Raw genomic sequence first — 21,137 nt, forward strand, 5'->3', positions numbered from 1 at the left:
TTTTTAACTTTTTTACAGTACTTTTTCGAGGTGATGTGATCAACTGCTCATTAGCCAATCGACCACAGAACCTTAATCCAGTGGATATTGTGTAACCCCTTTTTCAAGGTTCTTTTATAGTATACGCAGATCTTTTTCCATTGTCAAGAATGCTTTTACGTAATTTTTAAGAGTTTTTTACTCTGCCTCCATAAGCTTTCGTGTTTGCTCGATGAGTTCCCATAAATCGTTGTTCGATTCCAAGTGATATGCCGCCTCAAAGTCTTGAAGTGCACATTCGTAATCTTTCATTCGATAACGAAGGATCCCTCTATTCATCAATGCCGTGCGATTTTTTTCGTCGATTTCAATAGTTTCTGACAAAACGCTCACCGCAGCTTCTTCTTTCCCTATAGCGGCCAGTGCAATGGCGTAATCGTTTAGCACATCGTTGGCTTTTGTGTGGTGGGCTGCTTTTTCTAAATATTGCACTGCTCGTTCATAGTCTCCGAGACCATAGTATGCAATTCCTTTAATATGGGTACAGGTTCCCGGATCGGTATATTGGGAGTCTACTTCTTCGATGGTTTTAAGGGCATCATCATACCGACCGTAGTGTAAATAGGTTTTGGCCCCGTCAATTGCGGCAGGTTCTTTTACTCGTTCGATGCCTTGGCGCAATTCTTCTTTGGTAGCGTCGTCGGTCGACGATTGCAGTGCTTTCTCATAATAGAATTTTGCCTTGATCCAATGGGCTCTCGCTTCGTGGACGCGTCCTAAGGCCATAAGGGCGGCGGTGTTGCTCGGTTCTTTTTCAAGTATTTCTTCGTAACGATCCATTATTTCTTTTAAAAGATCTTCACTGCTCTTCCCTTCATCTTCTTGCCAGCGAAGATTGTAAATTCCTTCCATGGCATAGGTCGTGTCCAGTTGATCCCCGGTGTTTCCGCGTAAAATTTCCTTGGCATGGGCAAAAAGGTAGACTCGCTCGACATCACCGCTTTGTGCTGCCGATAGAATTTTTCCTTCCAGCGCCCGGATGCTGTCTTCCATATTTTCTTTTAAGAAGGCGATGTAGTCACCGGCGTAAGGGAAATGTTCGTCCAATCCGACGACGACACACATGGCTGTAAAAATATGATCTACGTCGAGTGTGCCTTCTTTTCCCGGATTTTTAATTTCGTCGACTATGTCCCTTTGAAGCATGGGAATGGGAACACCGTTTAAAATGGTGCCGCCGTTTTGTTGTTCTAAAAAACCGATGGCATCGTACCAGTCGGCTAAATATTTTTTACTCTCCATTGTTTTTCCTTTCGTCGCAATGGGCTTTGTACTTTCCTTTTTCGTAATAAATATAGCGATTGCAATCGCCGATTGTAATGCCCCTTACATTTTTCGAGGCTTTCAGCGGATCCTTTGTCGCTATAAAGTCGGGATTATCTTTTATGAAAGCCACTATTTCTTCTCTCCCAAGTTCGGGATCGTCGAAACCTAAAACCTGTCCGATGTAGCGATTTTCATGGCGATAAAAATCCCATTTGAATCTATGATAAAGTTCGTCGTCCATATGGTTTCTTTTGCACAGTTCATTATAAAGGAACCGATACTTGCCATTTTGCCCCTTCATAGGCTGTTCGTCGATTCGCTGCATTGCCTCTTTCGCCATATCGTAAAACAAGCGGGATAAGGAAATGCCCCGTTCTCTTATTATCTCCCATGTCGAGGCAAAAGCTTCTTCGTCATAATAAGTCTCTACGATGTCGGCAAAGTATTTAAGTTGCAAAACTTCTTCCGCCCGGAGTGCTCCTGTTTTTATGACCTCGTATGGCGGCGCGTCGTCATAGACAATGCCGAACTCATTCGCTCTTGCGCGAAGCTCCGTACCGGGAAGCAATTTTAAAAAGCCGATTTGAATGCGCTTACCGCCGAGGGGCACGACTTTGTCGAATCCGTCGAGAAAACTTTCCAGGGTTTCCTCGGGCAACCCGACGATAAGGTCCAGGTGGACATGAATTTTATCGCCGTCTAATTTCTCTAATACTCTATGGATTTTTCCCAAATTCGTGTGTCGATGAATCAGCTCGTTTACTGCGGGATTCGTCGATTGAATTCCCGCCTCGATTTGAAAGCGGCCTTTCGGTGCGCTGTTGATTAATGCAATAAGTTCGTCGGACATATGCTCCAGGTTCATTTCAAAGTGGACGCACATATCCTCCGGCGATTCCTCGATGAAAAATTTTAAAATCGATTCCGTCCGCTCCTTATGAATATGGAAGGAACGGTCTACAAATTTTATCAGCTTTGTGCCCGTTTGGAAGATATGGGTCATATCGCTTTTTATATCCCCTACCGAACGATACCGCACGAGGTCGTCTTGGGACGATAGACAATAGCTGCAATGATAAGGGCAACCGCGCATGGATTCGTAATAAATAATGCGGTGTTCCATAGTCGCCGGGTAATCGACGGAGGGCAAATAATCCAGATTGTCGAAGGGAATAGCTGCCGGATTTTCAACAATGTCCCCTTCGCTGCGATAACAGAGCCCGGGAACGGATTCCGCCGAGATGTTGCCTTCTGCGTAATCGAGAAGTGCATTAAAGCTTAGTTCCCCTTCGCCGCACAGAATGGCCTCGATCCACGAATGTGCTTTTAAGCGCTCCGGCGCGTCGAAACTGACTTCCGGCCCGCCTAAAAATTGGCGTATCTCAGGTTTCGCCTTTTGAATGTAGCTCCCCACAGATTGGATCCGCTCCCAGTTCCATATGTAGGCGGAATACATAATGAAATCCGGTGATTTTTTTGCGATTTTCGCAAGACATTGTTCCAACGACTCGTTAATGGTCATCTCTAAAAACTCGATGTCTCTTTCCGCAACTTCTTGCAAAAGCCTGACGGCGAGATTGGTATGCACATAGCTCGCGTTAAAAGCGACGAGTAATCCTTTCACAGCTTCCCTCCTTTCACTTTTTATAGTTTAACACATCCGTAAAGTATGCCAATCAAAAACGGACACTCCCATTCGAGAGGTCCGCTTGATATTACATTTTATTAGGCGCTTCGATGCCTAGTAAATTTAAACCGATTTTGATCATGTTTTTTACGCCGTAGACGAGAAGGAGGCGCGCATTTTTAATGTCGTCGTCCTCTACGAGAATAGGCGTGTTGGTGTAGTACTTGTTAAATGTCTTGGCACATTCCGTAATGTAACGGGTGACGAGGTAGGGCTCGTACTTTTCGTGGCTGTCGACGATGACTTGGTTGAAGCCGTAAAGCTGTTGAAGTAATTCTTTTTCATCGTCTAAGGTCAGCGCCTTAACATCGACCGATTTTGCAGGATCGAATGCGCCTTTTTCGAGAAGGGAGTGCATGCGCGCGTGAGTGTATTGAACATAGGGCCCAGTCTCGCCGTCGAAACTTAAGGTGCGATCCCAGTCGAATACATAATCTTTAATCCGCTGATTGAAGAGCTCTTGGAATTTCACCGCGCCGATGCCTACTTGGCGGGCAAGTTCTTCTCGATTTTCCATGGTATAGCCGTTTTTTTCTTCCCGTTCGCGAAGAATATCGTCGACTTTTTCCGTGGCGCGATTGAGCACGTCTTCCAAGTAAACAACTTTACCTCTGCGAGTGGAAAGGGTGCCTTCGGGCAAGGACACCATGCCAAAGGGCACGTGAATACAGTCGTCCGCCCAATCGTATCCCATTTCTTTCAAAATCGCCTTTAGTTGTTGGAAGTGGAGATTTTGTTGACTGCCTACGACGTAAATGTTTTTGTAGAAATCGTAAGTATCTTTTCTGAAAATTGCCGTGGCAATGTCGCGGGTGAGGTAAATGGTGGATCCGTCGCTCTTAATAATAATGGCGGGGGGCAAGTTGTATTTGTCGAGATTGATGATTTGAGCGCCTTGATCTTCGACCAAAAGGCCTTTCGCCTTAATTTCATCGACGGCTTTCAGCATAAGATCGGAATAATAAGATTCGCCGCGGTAGGAATCAAATTCCACATCGAGCATATCGTAAACGCGTTTAAATTCATCGAGACTTAAATCTCTAAACCATTGCCAAAGGGCCACAGCTTCTTCATCGCCGCTTTCCAATTTGCGGAACCATTCTCTGGAGTTATCCAAAAGTTCTTTGTTCGTTTCCGCTTCCTGATTGATGCGGACGTAAAGTTTGACGAGCTCGGGAATAGGATTTTTCTCGATAACATCATCGTCGCCCCAGCGTTTGTACGCTTCGATCATCATACCGAACTGGGTGCCGTAATCTCCTAAGTGATTAATGGCTTCTACATTGTAGCCTAAGTGCTTGTAGATGCGCTTAATGGAATCGCCGATAATCGTCGTACGAATATGGCCGATATGGAAAGGCTTGGCAATGTTCGGCGAGGAATATTCCACAATGGTGGTCTTGCCCTTTCCTATGTCCGAAGAACCGAAGCGATCCCCTTCCTCCAAAACGGCTTTCAGCACATTTTCCGCAAGGGCGGTGGTGTCGATGAAAAAGTTAAGATAGGGGCCGGCGACGGCAATTTCGCGAACGCCCTCCACGTCGCTTAATTTTTCTTTAAGTTCCTGAGCGATGACCGCCGGATTTTTCCGCATGGTCTTGGCCAACATAAACGTAGGGAAAGCGTAATCGCCCATTTTTCGATCGGGTGGCGTTTCAATTTTGTAAAATAATTCATTGGCGTCCAAGCCCGTTTCCCGGGCGAGACCTTCTGCAATCTGTTCTTTAAAATTTATCATCGTGACTCCTATCTTAAATATGCAATGGTTACGCCGCTGCCCCCTTCGCCGGGCTCGGCCTCTTCGTATTTTTTAATCGAGGCATGGGTACGCAAATATTCCTTCACTTTTTTACGGAGCATGCCCGTTCCCTTGCCGTGGATAATGCGTATGTGATCGAGAGAGGCTAAATAGGCGTCGTCCAGCGCCTTTTCCAAAATAGGTTCAGCCTCTTCAAATGTTTTACCTCGAATGTCAAATTCTACTTTAGCATTTTTTGATTTTTTCTGCGACACTTTTCCCGTATTGGCCTTTTGGCGGTGATTATCCTGCACTTGCCGCTTCACTAAGGAATTGGCGGGTAGCGTCATTTTCATAAGCCCCGCCTGAACGAGGACATTGTTCTTTCCGTCGGGCTTTTCCAATACCGTCGCTTCCACGCCTAAGCTTTCAGCATAGACAGTGTCGCCGGGCTTCAGCTTCTTCGCCGGGTTCTTCGCTTGTTTCACTACGAGGCCGCGATCGCCGTCGCGGAATTTTTTATTGCCTTCTCGCAAAACATCTTGGGCTTCCTGTAGCGTTTTGGCCTCTTCGCTTTCGAGATGTTTTTTTAATTCTTTGATTTCCGATACGGCGAGATCCGCATCTTCTTTCGCCGATTTCAATACGCGGCGCGCTTCGTCTCGGGCTTTTTCTAAAATGCGATCTCGCTCTTTTTCTATAACCTCCGCCTTGCGTTTGGCCTGTTGCATTTCCCTTTGGTACTCGCCCTTTAATTGCACGAGCTCCGCTTCCCGTTTTTCAAGGCGACTTCGCTCCGCTTCCAACGTCTTCAGAACGTCTTCGAAGGCGATGTCCTTTCGCTCTAAAAAGCCTTCGGCGCCCTGTAAAATTTCCCCGGAAAGACCGAGGCGGGAAGAAATTTCGAATGCATTACTCTTTCCCGGCACGCCGACATGAAGCTTGTAAGTAGGCGTCAAGGTTTCGATGTCGAATTCCATGGACGCATTTTGTACGCCGTCCCGCGTCAAGGCGTAAAGTTTAAGCTGGGTATAGTGGGTCGTCGCCATAAACGTAATACCCGTAGAAATGCAGTGCTCGATAATACTCAGGGCGAGGGCGGCTCCTTCCGTAGGATCGGTGCCTGCGCCGAGCTCGTCGAAAATAACCAAGCTGTTTTCCCCGGCGCGATTCAAAATGTCGATGATGTTCATCATGTGGCCGCTAAAGGTGGAGAGAGATTGTTCGATGCTCTGTTCGTCGCCGATATCGGCGTAAACGCCGTCGTAAATGCCGATAACCGTTCCCTTATCTGCCGGAATATGGAGTCCGTGCTGCGTCATCAGCACCATAAGCCCTAAAGTCTTTAAACTGACGGTTTTGCCGCCGGTGTTGGGCCCCGTAATAATGAGCCCACCCGCTTCTCCTCCCAGTTCCAAACTTAACGGCACGACTTTGTCCGCCGGAATTAAAGGATGACGGGCGTTGATCAGCTTCGTGGTTTTATTCTTGGAAAGTTTCGGCGAAATGGCGTTTTGATCCGACGCCAACTTTGCCTTGGCAAAGATAAAATCTAAATCGGCAAAAAGCACCTCGTTGTTCGCAAAAGCTTCCGCATCTTCTCCGATAATGGCGGATAGTTCTTCCAAAATGCGCTGAATCTCTTCCCTTTCGTTGAGCTCCAATTCGCGAATGTCATTGTTGATTTCCACGACGGCCATGGGCTCGATGTACACTGTTTGACCCGAAGCACTCATATCGTGAACGAGGCCTTTTACCTTGCTTCGTGCGTCATGACGCACGGGAACGACGTAGCGCCCTTGGCGCATGGTGATCAAAGAATCTTGGAGGGATTCCTGGAGATCCGCCGAATTTAAAATGCCTTGAAGTTTATCCCGTACTTGATCTTTTTTCCGCGCTAAGGAACGACGAATACGCAATAATTCCGGCGTGGCGTCGTCGTAAATACTGTCTTCACTTTCGATGGTGGATTCGATTTTTTCCCTAAGATCGCCGCGCGTCCAAAGGGCGGACACCATGGTGCGAATTAAAGGATAGGGATCTTCCACTGTATCATCGGTTTGGGCGATATAGCGCTGCATGCGCGTTACGCCGCGAAGTGAGTCGCCGATTTCGAGAACTTCGGCGATGCTCAACGTTCCGCCGCGGGAAGCGTAATGAGCACTTTTCGCCACAGGACGGGCGCCACTTAAAGGCGGAGCGGATCGGGTGACGAGTAATTGAAAAGCTTCTTCCGTTTCCTGTTGCATCCTTAGAATTTTTTCCCTATTCGAGGTAAATGCCATAGCATCTACTCGCTCTTTTCCAATGCTTGAAACGGTAAGTTCTTTTAATCGGTCGATAATGTCGTAAAATTCAAGAATCGCTTCAATTTTATGCGCCATATCTCCTCCTCTTTTATCCTAAAATGCCGCGCATCCAATGGCCTCGCGTAAAATCTTTTACAGCGAGCTTTTCCACTTTCTCTCCGTCGATAACGCGCCGCGCTTCTTTAATTATATCGGTAATGTCTTCTCCCAAACGACTGCGAATTTTTAGGGCAGTAGGCTTCAAAGCCATTACCTGCTCTCTCTTATCGCCGAGATAAATGGGTAAGCTGTTGTAAATCTCCGTCATATCGCCGACGCGTCTAAAGGGAAAGGCGACATTTTTTTCATCCCGCAGGGAATAGCCACGTCTCAAATTACATGACGTGCAGTTTCTATCTTTCCCGCAGCCTTTGATTAGGCTCATGGGACAATGACGCATGGTCATGGAACGGGGATAGCCGTAATAAAGAACTTCGCCGCAAGTTCCGAACCTGCGCGTCATTCCCCGGAGTTGTTCCCGCTTACATTCGAATGAGGGGATAATATCCCCCTTTCCCGCAAAATGGCGGAAGCTGTAACTGTTGAAAATATTGATTCCTTCACCGATAACCACGTGACCCTCGGCGTTTTGAATTTGTCCGAGGTTTTGCACCACGACGCCGTCAAAGAAATCTTTTATTTTCTCATACCCTTCGAAGGATTCGTAAGGAAGGCTTGCGTAAACCGGAACGGAAACTGTATTTAAAAATGCCATCCCCTCTTTCGACGGAAGGAAATAAAGCTCCAAACGATCGATTAAGTCGTAGGGCAAATCCCTTAACATTTCCTCGTCGGCGATTTCCACAGTGATGATTGTCTTGTTGCTTTTTAATTTTTCAAACCGTTCGTAAAACTCGATAGGTTCGAGACTCCGCTCCTCCCCCGCTTCATACTTGGAGAGGGCTTCTCGCCTGAGGGCGTTGACGAGGGAGATGGGCAAGAAGACATCCTCGTCCACATCGAGCGTTAAACTTGCCAAACGATAGGCGGAGGTGTCAAATTTCGAGAGATTGGTACGAATACGCTCTTCGTTTAATTTTGCCGAACGGGCTCTTTCTAAAATCTCGTCGCCAACGGCTTCCGATGTGCGTGCGCCTTCCAGACGAAAAGTCGGCCGTTCGCCGATGCGAGCGATAAATGTGCCTTGAAGGCCTTCGCTGCCCATAACATCTTCCGGCGTTACCTTTAAACTTGCTTCCAATGCAGTAGATGTAAGACGGACGATGTTCGTTCCTTTATCGGGAATGAGGGAAACTTTTCCGTCGAAGGATTCTCGCTCCCCTTTCCCTTTGACCGTTATTTCCAGTAAATCGCCGACATCAGGAACGGTATTCCACAGAATTTTCCCAGAATCGTCGACCTTTCCAATAACGATCCCTCGGTGATTGGGTCGCTTCGTGCTGACAAAATCGTGGCCGAATGCGCCGAAGCCTAATCCCTTCGTATAGGAACGATTAAACATCTGTGCCATTTCGTCCCCATCGTATGACATATCGCCCAGCGCCAAATCGTAATTCCGCGTGACGGCGGCGACGTATTCGGGAGATTTCATGCGCCCTTCAAGCTTAAAGGAGTAGACGCCGGCATCTGCCAATTCTTCCACGGAATCGACTGTTCTCAAATCCCTTGGACTTAGTAAATAGCCTCTTTCCAGCACAGAGTTTCCATTTTCATCTTCAATGGTATAGCGCTTTCTGCAGGGCTGCGCGCAGCTCCCTCGATTTCCGCTCCTGCCGCCGATGTAGGAACTCATTTCGCATTGGCCGCTAATGGAAACGCAAAGTGCGCCGTGGCAAAAAGCCTCAATTTCCATGTCTGTATTTTCGTGAATCCTTCGAATTTCTTCGACGGTAATTTCCCTGCCCACGACGACGCGGCTAAAACCCATGTCCTCGATGTAGCGAGCACCTTCCAAGTCCATGATGCTCATTTGCGTCGAACCGTGGCGTTCAAAATCCGGAAGATAGCGGGCCAACAAATCGGCGACACCTATATCTTGAAGAATGACACCGTCGATCCCTATTCTGTAAAGATCGGCTGCGTATTCCACCGCCCGTTTACACTCCTCGTCGGATAACAAAATATTTAACGTGACGTAAACTTTTTTACCCCTAACATGGGCATAGGAGACGGCACGAGCCATCTCCTCCATAGTAAAATTCTGTGCACTTGCCCTGGCGGAAAATTCCTTTCCGCCTAAATAAACCGCATCGGCTCCATTCTCGATGGCTGCATAAAAAGACGCCATATTACCTGCCGGAGCCAGAAGTTCTACCCTATTTCTCTTCATGATTACCGCGGAGCACATAAATCTCCTTGTTCAAATCGATTAAACGCATCTGCGCTTCGTAATTCTTTTCTTCCAATTCCTGAATCGCCGCATCTTTCGATTTGATCTCCTCATCGAAGCTTTCGCTTTTATGCTTAAGCTCCTCAATTTCTTTTTGAAGAGATTTTCCCTCTTCTTCTTTTGCTTTCAACTCCGATTTTAAGCTTTCATAGCGCTTATTAAAACTTTCGATTCTCTCATCTTTTTCCGCAATGTGCTTTTTAAGATTTTCGATCTCCGAAAGCTTTTCTTTCATCGCTTCCCTATCGCCTGCAAGGGCTCCGGCCTCTTGATCGGAGCGTTCCAATTTGTGCATGTCATCTAAAGCATTTAACAAGCTCAAAATATACAATTGTACGTCATTCAGGCGATAATTATTATTTTCAACGTCCTTGATGCGGCTGTTGGCCTCATCAGCTAAACCCTTTACATAATCGGCATCGTCTCCGCCGACGACGTAAAACGTCATGCCGGCAATTTCAACTTGTACACGCTTAGATTCCATTTTGCACCTCTTATTTCGATCGCAATTGCCCTTGGAATTTCGTCTCGATACCTTCGATTAAGCTATCGACTGTGGGGACAATTTCCTTTTCTTTTAGCGTACGCTCTTTATGGCGGAAGGCCAACTTAAGGGCAATACTCTTCTTGCCGTCTTCAATTCCCTTGCCGAAGTATACGTCGAATACTTCCACACTTTCAAGGAATTCGCCGCCGTTTGCTTCCACATAATCCAGTAAATCCTGAGCGGGAAGCTTTTTGTCTACGACAAATGCTAAATCCCGTTCCATAGAGGGGAATCGAGCAATGGGCTTGTACGTCACATTATCTTTTGCGTAATCTACGATTTTCGTAAAGTCGAGTTCTGCCAGATAAACCTCTTGTTTTAGGCCCAAGTCGTCTTGTGCCTTGGGATGAATGCAACCGAAAATACCGATACATTCGTCGTGAATGTAAACTTCCGCTTGGCGTCCTTTATGGAACAATGGGAAATCTTGAACTTGAACGAAACGAAGTCCGTCGATTCCCAGTCTGGTCAGCACGGTTTCCACCGTCTTTTTCAGGTAATAGAAATCTTCTTCCCCGTAAAAACCGATGGCGAGCTTCATAAATTCCTTGGGAAGGCCTTCATCGTCGGTATCGACGGCAAAGACATTGCCGAATTCAAATCCGTAAGCCGAGGGATTTTTATAACTCATGTTCTTTACAAAAATATCCAACATATTAGGCAAGAGAGTGGTTCGCATAATGGAATATTCTTCGCCGAGAGGATTGGAAATTTTGATGGCGCGACGCAAGGGATCGTCTTCGGGAAGTCGAATACGATCGAATGCCGACGGACCCATAAAGGAATAGGTCATGAACTCATTATAGCCCGCAGCCAATAACACGTCTTGCGCCTTCTTTTCGACCTGACGATATAAACTCTTGCCGCCGCGGGTAAGAGTTCCCTTCAAAGGAAGGGGCGTAATGTTGCCAAATCCGTAAATACGGCCCACTTCTTCCGCTAAATCTTCCCAAATATGGAGATCGCCGCGCATGGTGGGAATGGTGGCATGTAAGGTATCGCCGTCGAGGGTGGTTTCGATTAAAAGGGATTCTAAAATACGCACCATGTCGTCGCCGGAAATAGATGTGCCGAGAAGACCGTTAATGCGTTTCACACTGGCATCGATCGTCCAGGGTTTTAATTCTTCGGGGTAGTGATCCATGGAACCCTTGGCAACTTTTGCCGCTCCGATTTCGACGGCCAACTCGCAGACGCGATCCACTGCTTTTTGAGCCATATTGGGATCGAGGCCTTTTTCAAAACGGGTAGACGCTTCAGAGCGCAAACCTAAACGTTTCGATGTTTTGCGGATGTGTCCGGCTTCGAAATTGGCGCCTTCCAAAACGACGGTGTGGGTTCCTTCGGATACGCCGGAAATGGCACCGCCCATAACGCCGGCGAGGCCGACAATGCCGCTTTCGTCGCAAATGACGATATCATCGGCAGTTAAGGTACGTTCCACTTCGTCGAGAGTCGTCATGGTTTCTCCGTCTTTAGCGAGGCGCACGTGAAGTTCAGGTCCTTTGAGGGAATCCAAATCGTATGCGTGAAGAGGTTGACCGTATTCCAACATAACGTAGTTCGTTAAGTCGACGATATTGTTAATAGGACGCACGCCCGATGCCATTAAATCGTTTTGAAGCCATTGAGGCGATGGAGCTACTTTAACATCTGTAAGCATTCGTAAATAAAAGCGAGGAGCAAATTCCGTCTCTACATGAAGGCCGTTAAACTTGTCGCTCATGGAGACATCGCTCGTCTCTTCCACAATAGGATCTTTCATGGAAAGTTTGCTGCCTGTAGAAGCTGCCGTTTCCACTGCCATTCCGCGAATACTCAAACAGTCCGGGCGATTAGGCGTGATTTCAAGTTCGATTACTTCTTTATCCAACTCTAAAAGCTTTAAGTAATCGGTACCCGGTGCTACATCCGATTCTAAAATATGAATGCCGTCGCGAGCGGATTTCGGGATCACGGACGTGTCCATGCCCACTTCTTCTAAAGAACACATCATGCCGAGGCTGGGAAGGCCGCGCATTTCCGTGTTGTGAATTTCCATGCCGCCTGCCAGCTTTGCGCCGTCCAATGCGACGGGCACGAGGGCGCCTTCAAAGACATTTTTCGCAGCTGTTAAAATTTGCTTAACTTCGCCGCCTACATCAATTTGGCAAACGACGAGCTTATCGGCATTGGGATGAGGCTTAATTTCTAAAATTTTTCCCACGACGATGCCGCTTAAATCTTTACTGCGCAAAAGGATGGATTCTACGTGATTGCCCGTCGCCGTAATCTCGTCGGCTATGGCACGCGTATCACCATTGAGTGTTACATATTTTTCAAGCCATGATTTAGGTAATAACATAATTCCTCCTAGAATTGAGACAAGAAGCGATCGTCGTTTTCGAACATGAGGCGAATATTGTCGATGCCGTATTTAACCATGGCAATACGATCGATCCCCATGCCGAAGGCAAATCCGCTGTAAACGTCGGGGTCAATGCCGCAGTTTCTTAAAACATTGGGGTGTACAACGCCTGCGCCTAACAGTTCCATACTCCATCCCGTTTCGTGACAAGCCGGGCAGCCTTCGCCGTGGCAAACCAAACAGGTAACGTCGACTTCCGTAGACGGTTCCGTAAAGGGGAAGTTGTGGGGACGGTAGCGAATGTGCATATCGTCGCCGAACATTTCTTTTACGAAGACATTGAGCGTGTCGATTAAGTTGGCGAGGCTTACGCCCTTATCCACTACGAGTCCTTCAAATTGATGAAACATGGGCGAATGGGTGTCGTCAACATCGTCGAAGCGGAACACACGACCGGAACTTACGATGCGAAGCGGCGCGCCGTATTGTTTCATAGCGCGAATTTGCATAGGCGATGTATGGGTTCTTAAAAGGGTCTTATCGTCGATGTAGAAGGTATCGCTCTTGTCGCGAGACGGGTGATTTTTCGGCGAGTTAAGAGCGTCGAAATTGTTGGCGACGCTTTCAATTTCAGGGCCGTCGACGACGGTAAAGCCCATTTCCACGAATATATCTTCCAATTCTTCCTTCGTCTTTAAAAGCGGATGGCGATGACCTACACGGAGTTTAGCCGGATTTAGGGTAACATCCAGGTACTCTTCTTCCATGCGCACATCGTAGGCCGCTTCTTTTATGTCGGTTTTTTTCTTATCTAATTCTATTTGAACTTCCTCACGTACCTCATTGGCATAAGCTCCCATTACCGGGCGCTCTTCTTGGGGTAAACCGCCCAGCCCTTTTAGGATTTGAGTAAGCTCACCTTTTTTACCAAAGTATTGGAGACGAATTTTTTCCAATTCTTCAACAGTCTTTGCGTTTTCAATGGCAGCGAGTGCATTCGATTCAAGTTGTTGTAGCTGCTCTTTCATAAGTACCCCCTTCGGATAGTGCTATCATCTGATGGTTTATTATATCACAGTTTTTTTTGTGATCCTATTGCTCCAACAAATAAGCGTCACATCTTTCCGTGAACTCCGGCTTGCTTAAATATAGACCCTATGTTATACTAGACAGGTCACAAGTTGTGGCGACATAGCCAAGTGGTAAGGCGCGGGTCTGCAACACCCTTATCCCCGGTTCAAGTCCGGGTGTCGCCTCCAAACCGTCGTTTCGACGGTTTTTTTATTGCTCTTTTCTATTTAAAATCCCCCTCTCCTTTTTTGGGAGAAGGGGATTTGTTTTATGCTATGGAATTTTCCTTGAGATGATTGAGATTCGTCAAGATGCCCACGACGGCGAAAAACAAGACGACGATTCTAAAATAAAACCACGTATAATCTACGAAGCTCATTAAAAAGAAACCGGCGAGGGATGCGATGCAGGCAATTTGAAGAATCTTTACCTTAACCTCATTCTGCGAAAAACTCGTCAGTGCTTTTAATACTGTCTTCGCCATGTAGGCCAAAAGAAAGATTACGGAAAAGATACCCGCTTCAATGGCGAGCTGCAAATATAAATTGTGGCTATGGGCGACGGTGGTAAGTTCTTTTACTTTATAACTTTCAAAGACTTTTTGGAAAATATCGCCGCCGAGGCCGACGCCTCCCAGCCACTGGTAATCTTCCCGCATAAGCGACGCACATTCGTAAATAAAACGCCGATAGCCGAGGGATGTGTCGTTTTTATTGAAAATAGACATGACACGCACCTGAATGGTTTGCGGCATAAAGAAAAACGAAATCAGCCCCATCATTAAAAAGATAGGCAGTAACCGAGGTTTATATAATGCGATAAACACCGCCATGGCAAAGGCAAAGGAGCCCCACGCCGAACGGGAACCTGTCGCCAAAAGTACGTACAACGAAAGGAAAAGGGTGACGGCCGCCAGCGCCTTTACGATTTTGGAATCGTGAACTAAGAAAAGCCCGCAAACCAACGGAAGAACGAGGAGATAAAACTCGCCCAATATATTCGGATTGCCCAAGGTGCTGTACACCCTGCCGCTTAATTCCTGACTGATGGAAATATCCGTTTGGGATAAATTGACGGACACGCCGATGACGTGTTTTTGTAAAATTCCGTAAAGGCTGACGACGAGGGCCGCCAATGTTAAGGCGACGATGACGTGGAGAATATCGTCTCGCGAGCGCACCTGATTAATAAATACGGAAAAAATAATGAACACGGCCCCGTAAGTCAAGCCGTAGGAAAGGCTCAAAGGGGGATGGATTGAAAACACCGTCGCCAAAGCGATGGTCATCATAAATAAGACGAAAAAATCCTCGAAAGATCGATGGGCCTTTTCCTCACGGTTCATAACCCCGAGAATCCAAAGACCGAAGGCCATGAGAAAAAGGTATTTATTGGACCACAAACTGTCGGGAATAATGCTGCATAAAATAAGCCCGATGCCCATAATAAAGGGAATGTATTTTGAAAATAGATCCAGTAAACTGAAGATCAAGCTCTTTTTTGTAAGCCACATCAACAGCTTTTGAAGATTACTTTCCAGTAGGCCGTATACATTCACTATTCCCTTTCGGATCAGGGAATCTTCCCAAGGATTGTAATTCACATTGGCTCGAAACCGTTGAATCATACGCTCCATTTAATCACCTAAATATTGGATTTTAGAAAGTCTGATTTGATCCAACATGACGATGCCGGCGCTAAATGTGTTGGACTGACCGACGAAGTAATTGGTTTCGCCGATGAGAATCCCCTTGTCCGTTTCCGTGCCTTTGGCTTTGACGTGAAGTGTTACTTTTTCATAGCGATCTTTGTCCACGGAAAGAGTCTTGCCGTTAAATGTAAAGTCTTCTTCGTCTAAAGGTTCCCTATCTACCGATGTAATAGTGCCCAGCGTAACGGATTGAGGCGCATCTTTAAAGGGTGCGCCGACTTTTATTTTCTCGGCAATTTCTTTTTCCATGTAGGGCACGACGATGGTAAGATCCGCTTCCCTCTCGCCGCCTTTAGCCGATGTGCGGCCTTCGGCGATGTTGATTTTATTTGCAAAAAGAATCACCGACGCAACGCAGGCCACGACGATGAGAATGTCGAAAATTCTAATTTTACTTTTCATTTTCTACCTCGATATTCTTTATTTTTCCGTGAATTTGCAAGTCGCCGACGGTAAAGGTCAGCTCTTCTCCCAGGAGACATTTCGTGCCGTTAATGTAAATGCCGTCGTCGCCGACTTTAGCCCGCGTGGCCACATTGATTCTGAGGGATTTAAAGTTTTTGCCCTCTCCCCGACCGTCTTCGATCCCCGTGTATTCAGAGGTCGGATTGTCGATGGGTTTGTCGACGGAGAAAGATGCGACGGTGCCGATCGTATTGTTTCGGCGTTTGTCGATGCAAATATCCCCTTCTTTGATGGCCTCCGTACTCGGCGTTTCGATTTCGTCACTTTCGATGGTGATGATGCTGTTGCCGCCTGTCATATCTTCTTTTTCCGCCGTCTTTTGGCGCACGACGACGATGAGAAAGGCTGCCAGGAGAATAATGAAAAGTATATCTAACAGCCTAAGCTTTTTTGTTGCCATAAATTGCTCCTTCATAGGTTTTTTCGATCTTTGAAATAATCTCCCCTTGATTAATTTCTTCGGTTACGATGCCATAAGCATTGTTGACGAGTTTTTCCCGCAAATCGGTATCTTTTAAAATCGCAGACGCTTTTTTCGCAAAGGCGCGCTTGTCGCCGAAGGGATAGGTCAGGGCGCTTTTATTTCTCTCATTAAAATAATCCGATGCCCCGCAATTTTCCGTAATCAATAAGGGTGCCTTGCAATGGGCCGCCTCTACAATTGAAAGGCCGAATGCCTCTTCCCGGGAATGGTTGACGTAAAGATCGGCGGATTTCAAATAATTGTAAGGCTTGGAATTATATCCCAACATCACAATTCGCTCTTCCAAATGGTAATCTTTGATCTTCTTTCGGGTCTCCCCTTCCAAATGACCGCTCCCGATAATAAGGGCCTTGACATTGTCCACTTGGTGAAAAAGAGTTTCCAACGCGTCGATAAAAAAGAGAGGTCCCTTCTCTTCCGATAGCCTTCCCACGGAGAGAATCCACTTCTCTCCTTCGGGTTTTTCTATTTTTTCATCGCATTCAATCAAGGGAAAAGGCGGAGGCAGGGTAATGATTTTTTCCGGTTTAACCCCTTCTTCAATGAGCTTTTTCCTCACGATGGAGCTTACGGCGAAAATAGAATGGTTTCGCGTAAAAAACAAGCGGTTTAAAATCGCCGCATTTTTATTGATCACCGACACCATGTGCCGCGTGTTAATCACGGGAACGCCCATACCTAAAATTGAACTCAAAAAAGCAATGCCGTTTTCACGCATAAAGTGCGTATGCACGAGATCGACATTGTTTGCTTTTACATAGTGTTTGATTTTTATGGCGGCCATTAAGTCTAAAGATGAACGCATGGAAACTTGGGTCGTTTTCATGCCGATGGCCTTAAATTCGCTTAGCCCGCCGCCGTCAATATTATAGACGAGTTCATGCGTAATCGAATGATTATTTGTATTGACGAGGTTTTTGATGTAACTTTCACTGCCGCCTCTGCCGACAAAGTTTAGAATATGTAAAATCTTCATACCATCATCTTTCATTACGCACTTATTTTTTCCCGCTGTTTACCAAAATAATTGTAGCAATCCATAAAATAAAAGTCAATTTTCAAATGGTCGGAGCCCCTATGCCATGGGTTTTAGATGAAATTGAGCACAAAAAAAGCCCGGTAAAAACCGAGCTTTGGAGCGGAAGACGAGATTCGAACTCGCGACCCTCGCCTTGGCAAGGCGATGCTCTACCACTGAGCCACTTCCGCACTGGTGCCCGGAGCCGGAATCGAACCAGCGACACGCAGATTTTCAGTCTGCTGCTCTACCGACTGAGCTATCCGGGCAAGGTTGTTTGACAACCTTTGTCTATATTACAGAAATCTCATGAAGCTGTCAAGCCCCAATTAAAAATCTGTAAAGTCTACTCCTTTTCCGTCGATAACATGCTCCCCAATTCCTCTTCGCTGAATTGGTAGTGGCGATTACAAAAATGGCATACGGCTTCGGCGCCGTGATCTTCCTCCATCATTTCGCGAATGTCGCTGTCGGGCAATGCGCCAATGGAGTCCGCTACTTTTTCTTTGGAACATTCACACACAAACGCGACGGGGGCTTCGCTTAAAATTTTCAATTGTAAATTGGGAAGCACGGCATGGATTAAACCCTTTGCATCGAGACCTTCTTCCAAAAGTTCCGTTACGGATTTTACTTCTTTCAGCATGGTTTCAAGCTCCGCAATTTCCTCCTCGGTGGCGCCGGGCATAATTTCCACAATAAAACCGCCGGCTTTTTTGACACTTAAATCCGTATCCACGGAAACGCCGAGGCCTACTGCCGAAGGAATTTGCTCCGATTGAAACAAATAAGCCGCCACATCGTCGCCGATTTCCCCCGAGGCCAGGGCAACTTTACCCGTATAAGGTTGACGCATTCCGAGGTCCATTGTTACCGTCAGCGTTCCTTGGGTGCCGACAATGCCTTTTACATCCAGTTTGCCGTCGCTACTCCGCGCGGGAAGATCGGCCATCGGGTGATCCACATAGCCTTTTACGTGCCCGTCGTTCTTCCCCGTCACCACAATGCGCCCGAGAGGTCCGCCGCCGTCGATAATCATCGTGAGGGAATCCTCCACGTTTTTTAATTTGGTGCGGAGCAAAATACCGGCGATTAAACTTCTGCCCAAGGCAGCCGTCGCCGTCGCCGAGGTTTGGTGGGTAATGCGCGCCGTCTCCACGAGGGACGTCGCCGTAACCGCACTTACCTTTATCGTTCCCGATTCATTGATTGCACGAATACAAATATCTTTCACATAATCTCCTTTTCAATTTCTCCCCGCGACGTAACACATTCGCTCCGTTTCGTCGTGGGCTTTTTTCTTCTTATAGCCATCATAAACATCGATTAATCTTAAACCCGCTTCGTTTAAAAGGCGCTCCACTGTCTCGCGACTAAAGGCGCGTTCTTCGTGAATCTCCTGATAGCGGTCGTATTTTCCCTCATGATTGCGAATAAACATGGTAATGCAATATTCGTTGACGGGAGGCTCATAATGATTTTCCCAAATCAGGGTAAAATCATCTTCCTCCCGCATTTCCGTAAAATCGCCGTAATCAAGAAAGCGGGCATGGGTGTTCATATCGAATAAAAAGAGGCCTCCCTCTTTTAAATGCTCCCGCACCCTTCTAAAGCATGCGAGAAGTTCGCCTTCATCGGCTAAATAATTCATACCGTCGCAAAGACAAAGAATGTAATCGAAGGTGTGGCGTAGCTCGAAGGTTCTCAAATCCATTTGAAAAAGGGAGACGCTTCGCCCTCTCAAACGTTCCTCGGCCAATGCGAGCATGTCGGATGATTGATCGAATCCCGTTAGTTCCACACTATCGGCGAGCTTTTCCGCCAGCCGCCCCGTGCCCATGGCCATTTCGAGGATTTCCGATTTTTTGTCGTCGGGCAAAAAAGAGCTTACCCATTGAAAAACTCGGTCATAGTCGTAATTGTCCATCACCGAGTCGTATAGTTGACTGAATGTCGTGTAGCTATTCATTTAATCGCTTCTCCAGTTCCACCAATACATCGGCGGCGCTTCCCTTAAAGATGACGTCCGCTTGATGATCATAGGGTGTGGAACCTTGGTTTACGATAATCAAATGCTCTGCAAGGCGCGGCAAATAGGCCACGGGCATAACTTGCAATGAGCTTCCTACGACGAGCATCAAATCCGCTTTTTCCGCCGCCTTTACCGCCTCATCAAATGCCGGCGGCATGGCGTCGCCGAATAAAACCACGTTGGTGCGCATGGTGTGGCCGCATTTCGGGCATTTTGGCGGAATAATGCCCGCTTCGACCTGCTTGTCGAATTCGGCAAAATCCGTATGGAAATTACAGCGTTCGCATCGAGCCGTGGAAGCGTCTCCGTGGACTTGCAACACATTTTTTGCGCCGCCCCGCTGATGGAGATCGTCGATGTTTTGCGTTACGATTTCGTGTAAAAAGCCTTCTTCCTGCAACGCCGCCAGTGCGCGATGGCCCGGATTCGGTTCTTTTCCTTCCAGATCTTTTAAAATCGTGTAGCCCTCACTGTAAAAACGCTTGGGATCCGACTCCATGACCCCGACGGAAAGGGCGTCTTCGGGAATAAAGTTCGTGTAGTAACCTCGATTGCTCCTGAAATCGGGAATACCCGATTCCGTGGAAATGCCGGCGCCTGTAAGGCAAATGGCATACTTTGCTTCTTTAAAAAGTTTAACCGCTTGATCAAATCCGTCCATCATGACCTCCTATTGGAAAGTTTTAATTACGTAGACGAGCACGAGAGCCGCCACGGGGATCCATTCTTTTCCGCGAATAACGGCTCGCCCTTTAGCCAAAGGCCGTTTGAAGGATTTACGCAAAATTATAAAAATCCCGAGGACGCTCCCGACGAGTAGGGCGATGGTAATGACGTTTTTTACGCCGCCCACTCCCCTTACCAATGCCAACTCGCCGAAGGTTCTCATCCACGATTCGCTGAAAAAGTGAACAAATAAAATAGAGCAAAGGTTATAGAGGAAGTGAGAAAAAATCGACGCCTTCAAACCGCCGTAAAGGTAAATGTAACCTAATGCCAAACCGAATAAAAAGGGCGCCACGCTGTTTTGCCATTGAAAGTGAAAGAGGGCAAAAAGAATTGCCGAAAAAAACACGCTTCCCAATGGAGACCGCTTGGAGAATTGCTCGCATAGGACGGAGCGGAAAAAAAGTTCTTCAAAAAATGCGGGAACAATGGCCAAGGTTATAAGTTGTTTGATGAGAGAACCGCCGTTTTTTAAGGTATCTAAATTCTGATTCCCAAGGGGCAGAAAGTGATTGAGTCCCTGTAAAAAAAGTCCGTTGATTACGAGGATCACCGGGAAAAGAGCCAGGGTTAAAATCGCCGCCTCCTTTAAATTCATCGCCTTTCGCTTCCTAATGGGAAGCCGCTTTCGCCAATACATTGCCGGCAACCCAATGGCGACAAACTCCGTCAACACCACGCCCCAAAGAGGATCGAAGTGCGAAAATAAAGGCCCGAGCGCCAAAAATAAAATCGCCGCGCCTAAAATCCCGTAAAGTAGGACTAAGTAATTAGTCTTCGTAGGTGTAGATATAGGGCTTGTTTCTGTAATAGGGGCCATAATTTAATCCATATCCCACGATAAACACATCGTCGATGGTAAAGCCTGTAAAGTCGGCGGAGAAATCCACTTCACGTCGTGACGGCTTATCCAACATGACCGCCGTTTTCACCGATGCGGGCTCCAATGCGCGAATCGATTTTACTACCGTTTCGAGAGTGTGTCCCGTGTCGATAATATCGTCGACGATTAAAACATCTCTTCCCTTCACATCGGCGCGAAGATCGCTGAAAAGTTTTACATCGCCGGATGAAGAAAATTCATCTTCGTAGCTGGATGTGGTCATAAAGTCAATTTCCATTTTACTTTCCATGGCACGTACCAAGTCCGAACAAAAAACAAAGCTGCCGCGAAGTAAGCCGATGACGAGAACCTCTTTCCCGTTGTAATAAGCATCGATTGCTTTTCCCATTTCCCCGACACGTTCTTTAATCGCTTCTTCCGAATATAAAATGCGTTCTTTTCCTTTCATCTTGTCCTCCTTATAG

General features: G+C 46.9%; 17 protein-coding genes and 3 tRNA genes. 1 reads left to right on the forward strand and 19 read right to left on the reverse strand.

Going from position 1 to position 21,137, the window contains the following annotated elements:
* Window positions 1-177 precede the first annotated feature (177 nt).
* The 8 genes from HMPREF1863_RS05705 to pheS form a co-directional block, all read right to left on the reverse strand.
* Window positions 178-1,281 carry a tetratricopeptide repeat protein gene (locus HMPREF1863_RS05705; protein WP_068368412.1) on the reverse strand — a complete coding sequence of 368 codons (1,104 nt, stop codon included), beginning with the start codon at window positions 1,279-1,281 and terminating at the stop codon, window positions 178-180.
* Complete coding sequence (locus HMPREF1863_RS05710) at window positions 1,271-2,929, reverse strand: B12-binding domain-containing radical SAM protein (protein ID WP_068368415.1); 1,659 nt, start codon at window positions 2,927-2,929, stop codon at window positions 1,271-1,273. The genes HMPREF1863_RS05705 and HMPREF1863_RS05710 overlap by 11 nt, the downstream gene beginning before the upstream one ends.
* A 91-nt stretch (window positions 2,930-3,020) precedes the next feature.
* The gene (argS, locus tag HMPREF1863_RS05715) at window positions 3,021-4,730 is read right to left on the reverse strand and encodes an arginine--tRNA ligase (protein WP_068368418.1); all 1,710 of its coding nucleotides are present in this window, start codon (window positions 4,728-4,730) and stop codon (window positions 3,021-3,023) included.
* An 8-nt stretch (window positions 4,731-4,738) separates the two neighbouring features.
* The gene (locus tag HMPREF1863_RS05720; protein ID WP_068368421.1) at window positions 4,739-7,114 is read right to left on the reverse strand and encodes an endonuclease MutS2; all 2,376 of its coding nucleotides are present in this window, start codon (window positions 7,112-7,114) and stop codon (window positions 4,739-4,741) included.
* A gap of 13 nt (window positions 7,115-7,127) precedes the next feature.
* Window positions 7,128-9,368: a peptidase U32 family protein gene (locus tag HMPREF1863_RS05725; RefSeq protein ID WP_068368424.1), complete on the reverse strand. Its 2,241-nt coding sequence runs from the start codon at window positions 9,366-9,368 to the stop codon at window positions 7,128-7,130.
* Entirely contained in the window at window positions 9,355-9,912 is a 558-nt protein-coding gene (zapA, locus tag HMPREF1863_RS05730; RefSeq protein WP_068368427.1) for a cell division protein ZapA, read from the reverse strand. The genes HMPREF1863_RS05725 and zapA overlap by 14 nt, the downstream gene beginning before the upstream one ends.
* A gap of 10 nt (window positions 9,913-9,922) precedes the next feature.
* Window positions 9,923-12,319, reverse strand: coding sequence for a phenylalanine--tRNA ligase subunit beta (pheT, locus tag HMPREF1863_RS05735; protein WP_068368430.1), 2,397 nt, complete (start codon window positions 12,317-12,319; stop codon window positions 9,923-9,925).
* A gap of 8 nt (window positions 12,320-12,327) precedes the next feature.
* Window positions 12,328-13,350 carry a phenylalanine--tRNA ligase subunit alpha gene (gene pheS / locus HMPREF1863_RS05740; protein WP_068368433.1) on the reverse strand — a complete coding sequence of 341 codons (1,023 nt, stop codon included), beginning with the start codon at window positions 13,348-13,350 and terminating at the stop codon, window positions 12,328-12,330.
* A 157-nt stretch (window positions 13,351-13,507) separates the two neighbouring features.
* On the opposite strand from pheS, the gene HMPREF1863_RS05745 reads away from it, so the two are divergent.
* Window positions 13,508-13,581: transfer RNA gene (locus HMPREF1863_RS05745), tRNA-Cys, on the forward strand.
* A gap of 80 nt (window positions 13,582-13,661) precedes the next feature.
* On the opposite strand, the gene HMPREF1863_RS05750 is transcribed toward HMPREF1863_RS05745, so the two are convergent.
* The 11 genes from HMPREF1863_RS05750 to hpt form a co-directional block, all read right to left on the reverse strand.
* Entirely contained in the window at window positions 13,662-15,029 is a 1,368-nt protein-coding gene (locus tag HMPREF1863_RS05750) for an O-antigen ligase family protein (RefSeq protein ID WP_068368436.1), read from the reverse strand.
* A complete protein-coding gene (locus tag HMPREF1863_RS05755; RefSeq protein WP_068368438.1) occupies window positions 15,030-15,506 on the reverse strand; it encodes a DUF4330 family protein in 477 nt (158 codons plus the stop codon).
* Complete coding sequence (locus HMPREF1863_RS05760; RefSeq protein WP_068368441.1) at window positions 15,496-15,969, reverse strand: DUF4330 family protein; 474 nt, start codon at window positions 15,967-15,969, stop codon at window positions 15,496-15,498. The genes HMPREF1863_RS05755 and HMPREF1863_RS05760 overlap by 11 nt, the downstream gene beginning before the upstream one ends.
* Window positions 15,950-17,029, reverse strand: coding sequence for a glycosyltransferase (locus HMPREF1863_RS05765; RefSeq protein WP_068368444.1), 1,080 nt, complete (start codon window positions 17,027-17,029; stop codon window positions 15,950-15,952). The genes HMPREF1863_RS05760 and HMPREF1863_RS05765 overlap by 20 nt, the downstream gene beginning before the upstream one ends.
* A 158-nt stretch (window positions 17,030-17,187) precedes the next feature.
* Window positions 17,188-17,262 (reverse strand) — tRNA-Gly (locus tag HMPREF1863_RS05770).
* 2 nt (window positions 17,263-17,264) lie between these two features.
* Window positions 17,265-17,340: transfer RNA gene (locus tag HMPREF1863_RS05775), tRNA-Phe, on the reverse strand.
* Window positions 17,341-17,417: 77 nt separating this feature from the next.
* Window positions 17,418-18,305 carry an Hsp33 family molecular chaperone HslO gene (hslO, locus tag HMPREF1863_RS05780; protein ID WP_083508534.1) on the reverse strand — a complete coding sequence of 296 codons (888 nt, stop codon included), beginning with the start codon at window positions 18,303-18,305 and terminating at the stop codon, window positions 17,418-17,420.
* Window positions 18,306-18,317: 12 nt separating this feature from the next.
* Window positions 18,318-19,040, reverse strand: coding sequence for a class I SAM-dependent DNA methyltransferase (locus HMPREF1863_RS05785; RefSeq protein WP_068368447.1), 723 nt, complete (start codon window positions 19,038-19,040; stop codon window positions 18,318-18,320).
* On the reverse strand, window positions 19,033-19,764 hold the full coding sequence (locus HMPREF1863_RS05790) for an SIR2 family NAD-dependent protein deacylase (protein WP_068368449.1): 732 nt from the start codon (window positions 19,762-19,764) through the stop codon (window positions 19,033-19,035). Before HMPREF1863_RS05790 ends, HMPREF1863_RS05785 begins: the two co-directional genes overlap by 8 nt.
* Window positions 19,765-19,773: 9 nt before the next feature.
* Window positions 19,774-20,649 carry a CPBP family intramembrane glutamic endopeptidase gene (locus HMPREF1863_RS05795; RefSeq protein WP_083508535.1) on the reverse strand — a complete coding sequence of 292 codons (876 nt, stop codon included), beginning with the start codon at window positions 20,647-20,649 and terminating at the stop codon, window positions 19,774-19,776.
* Entirely contained in the window at window positions 20,600-21,121 is a 522-nt protein-coding gene (gene hpt / locus HMPREF1863_RS05800) for a hypoxanthine phosphoribosyltransferase (protein ID WP_068368454.1), read from the reverse strand. The genes HMPREF1863_RS05795 and hpt overlap by 50 nt, the downstream gene beginning before the upstream one ends.
* Window positions 21,122-21,137: the final 16 nt, after the last annotated feature.

Source organism: Aedoeadaptatus coxii (assembly GCF_001553115.1).
Classification (GTDB): domain Bacteria; phylum Bacillota; class Clostridia; order Tissierellales; family Peptoniphilaceae; genus Aedoeadaptatus; species Aedoeadaptatus coxii.

Excerpts from the sequence above, each read along its gene's own strand:
- HMPREF1863_RS05765 (WP_068368444.1), bottom strand. The coding sequence starts at position 17,029 with ATGAAGATTTTACATATTCTAAACTTTGTCGGCAGAGGCGGCAGTGAA.
- pheT (WP_068368430.1), bottom strand. The coding sequence starts at position 12,319 with ATGTTATTACCTAAATCATGGCTTGAAAAATATGTAACACTCAATGGT.
- zapA (WP_068368427.1), bottom strand. The coding sequence starts at position 9,912 with ATGGAATCTAAGCGTGTACAAGTTGAAATTGCCGGCATGACGTTTTAC.
- HMPREF1863_RS05705 (WP_068368412.1), bottom strand. The coding sequence starts at position 1,281 with ATGGAGAGTAAAAAATATTTAGCCGACTGGTACGATGCCATCGGTTTT.
- hpt (WP_068368454.1), bottom strand. The coding sequence starts at position 21,121 with ATGAAAGGAAAAGAACGCATTTTATATTCGGAAGAAGCGATTAAAGAA.
- pheS (WP_068368433.1), bottom strand. The coding sequence starts at position 13,350 with ATGAAAGAGCAGCTACAACAACTTGAATCGAATGCACTCGCTGCCATT.
- HMPREF1863_RS05795 (WP_083508535.1), bottom strand. The coding sequence starts at position 20,649 with ATGGCCCCTATTACAGAAACAAGCCCTATATCTACACCTACGAAGACT.
- HMPREF1863_RS05750 (WP_068368436.1), bottom strand. The coding sequence starts at position 15,029 with ATGGAGCGTATGATTCAACGGTTTCGAGCCAATGTGAATTACAATCCT.
- HMPREF1863_RS05760 (WP_068368441.1), bottom strand. The coding sequence starts at position 15,969 with ATGGCAACAAAAAAGCTTAGGCTGTTAGATATACTTTTCATTATTCTC.
- HMPREF1863_RS05785 (WP_068368447.1), bottom strand. The coding sequence starts at position 19,040 with ATGAATAGCTACACGACATTCAGTCAACTATACGACTCGGTGATGGAC.
- HMPREF1863_RS05720 (WP_068368421.1), bottom strand. The coding sequence starts at position 7,114 with ATGGCGCATAAAATTGAAGCGATTCTTGAATTTTACGACATTATCGAC.
- argS (WP_068368418.1), bottom strand. The coding sequence starts at position 4,730 with ATGATAAATTTTAAAGAACAGATTGCAGAAGGTCTCGCCCGGGAAACG.
- HMPREF1863_RS05725 (WP_068368424.1), bottom strand. The coding sequence starts at position 9,368 with ATGAAGAGAAATAGGGTAGAACTTCTGGCTCCGGCAGGTAATATGGCG.
- HMPREF1863_RS05790 (WP_068368449.1), bottom strand. The coding sequence starts at position 19,764 with ATGGACGGATTTGATCAAGCGGTTAAACTTTTTAAAGAAGCAAAGTAT.
- HMPREF1863_RS05755 (WP_068368438.1), bottom strand. The coding sequence starts at position 15,506 with ATGAAAAGTAAAATTAGAATTTTCGACATTCTCATCGTCGTGGCCTGC.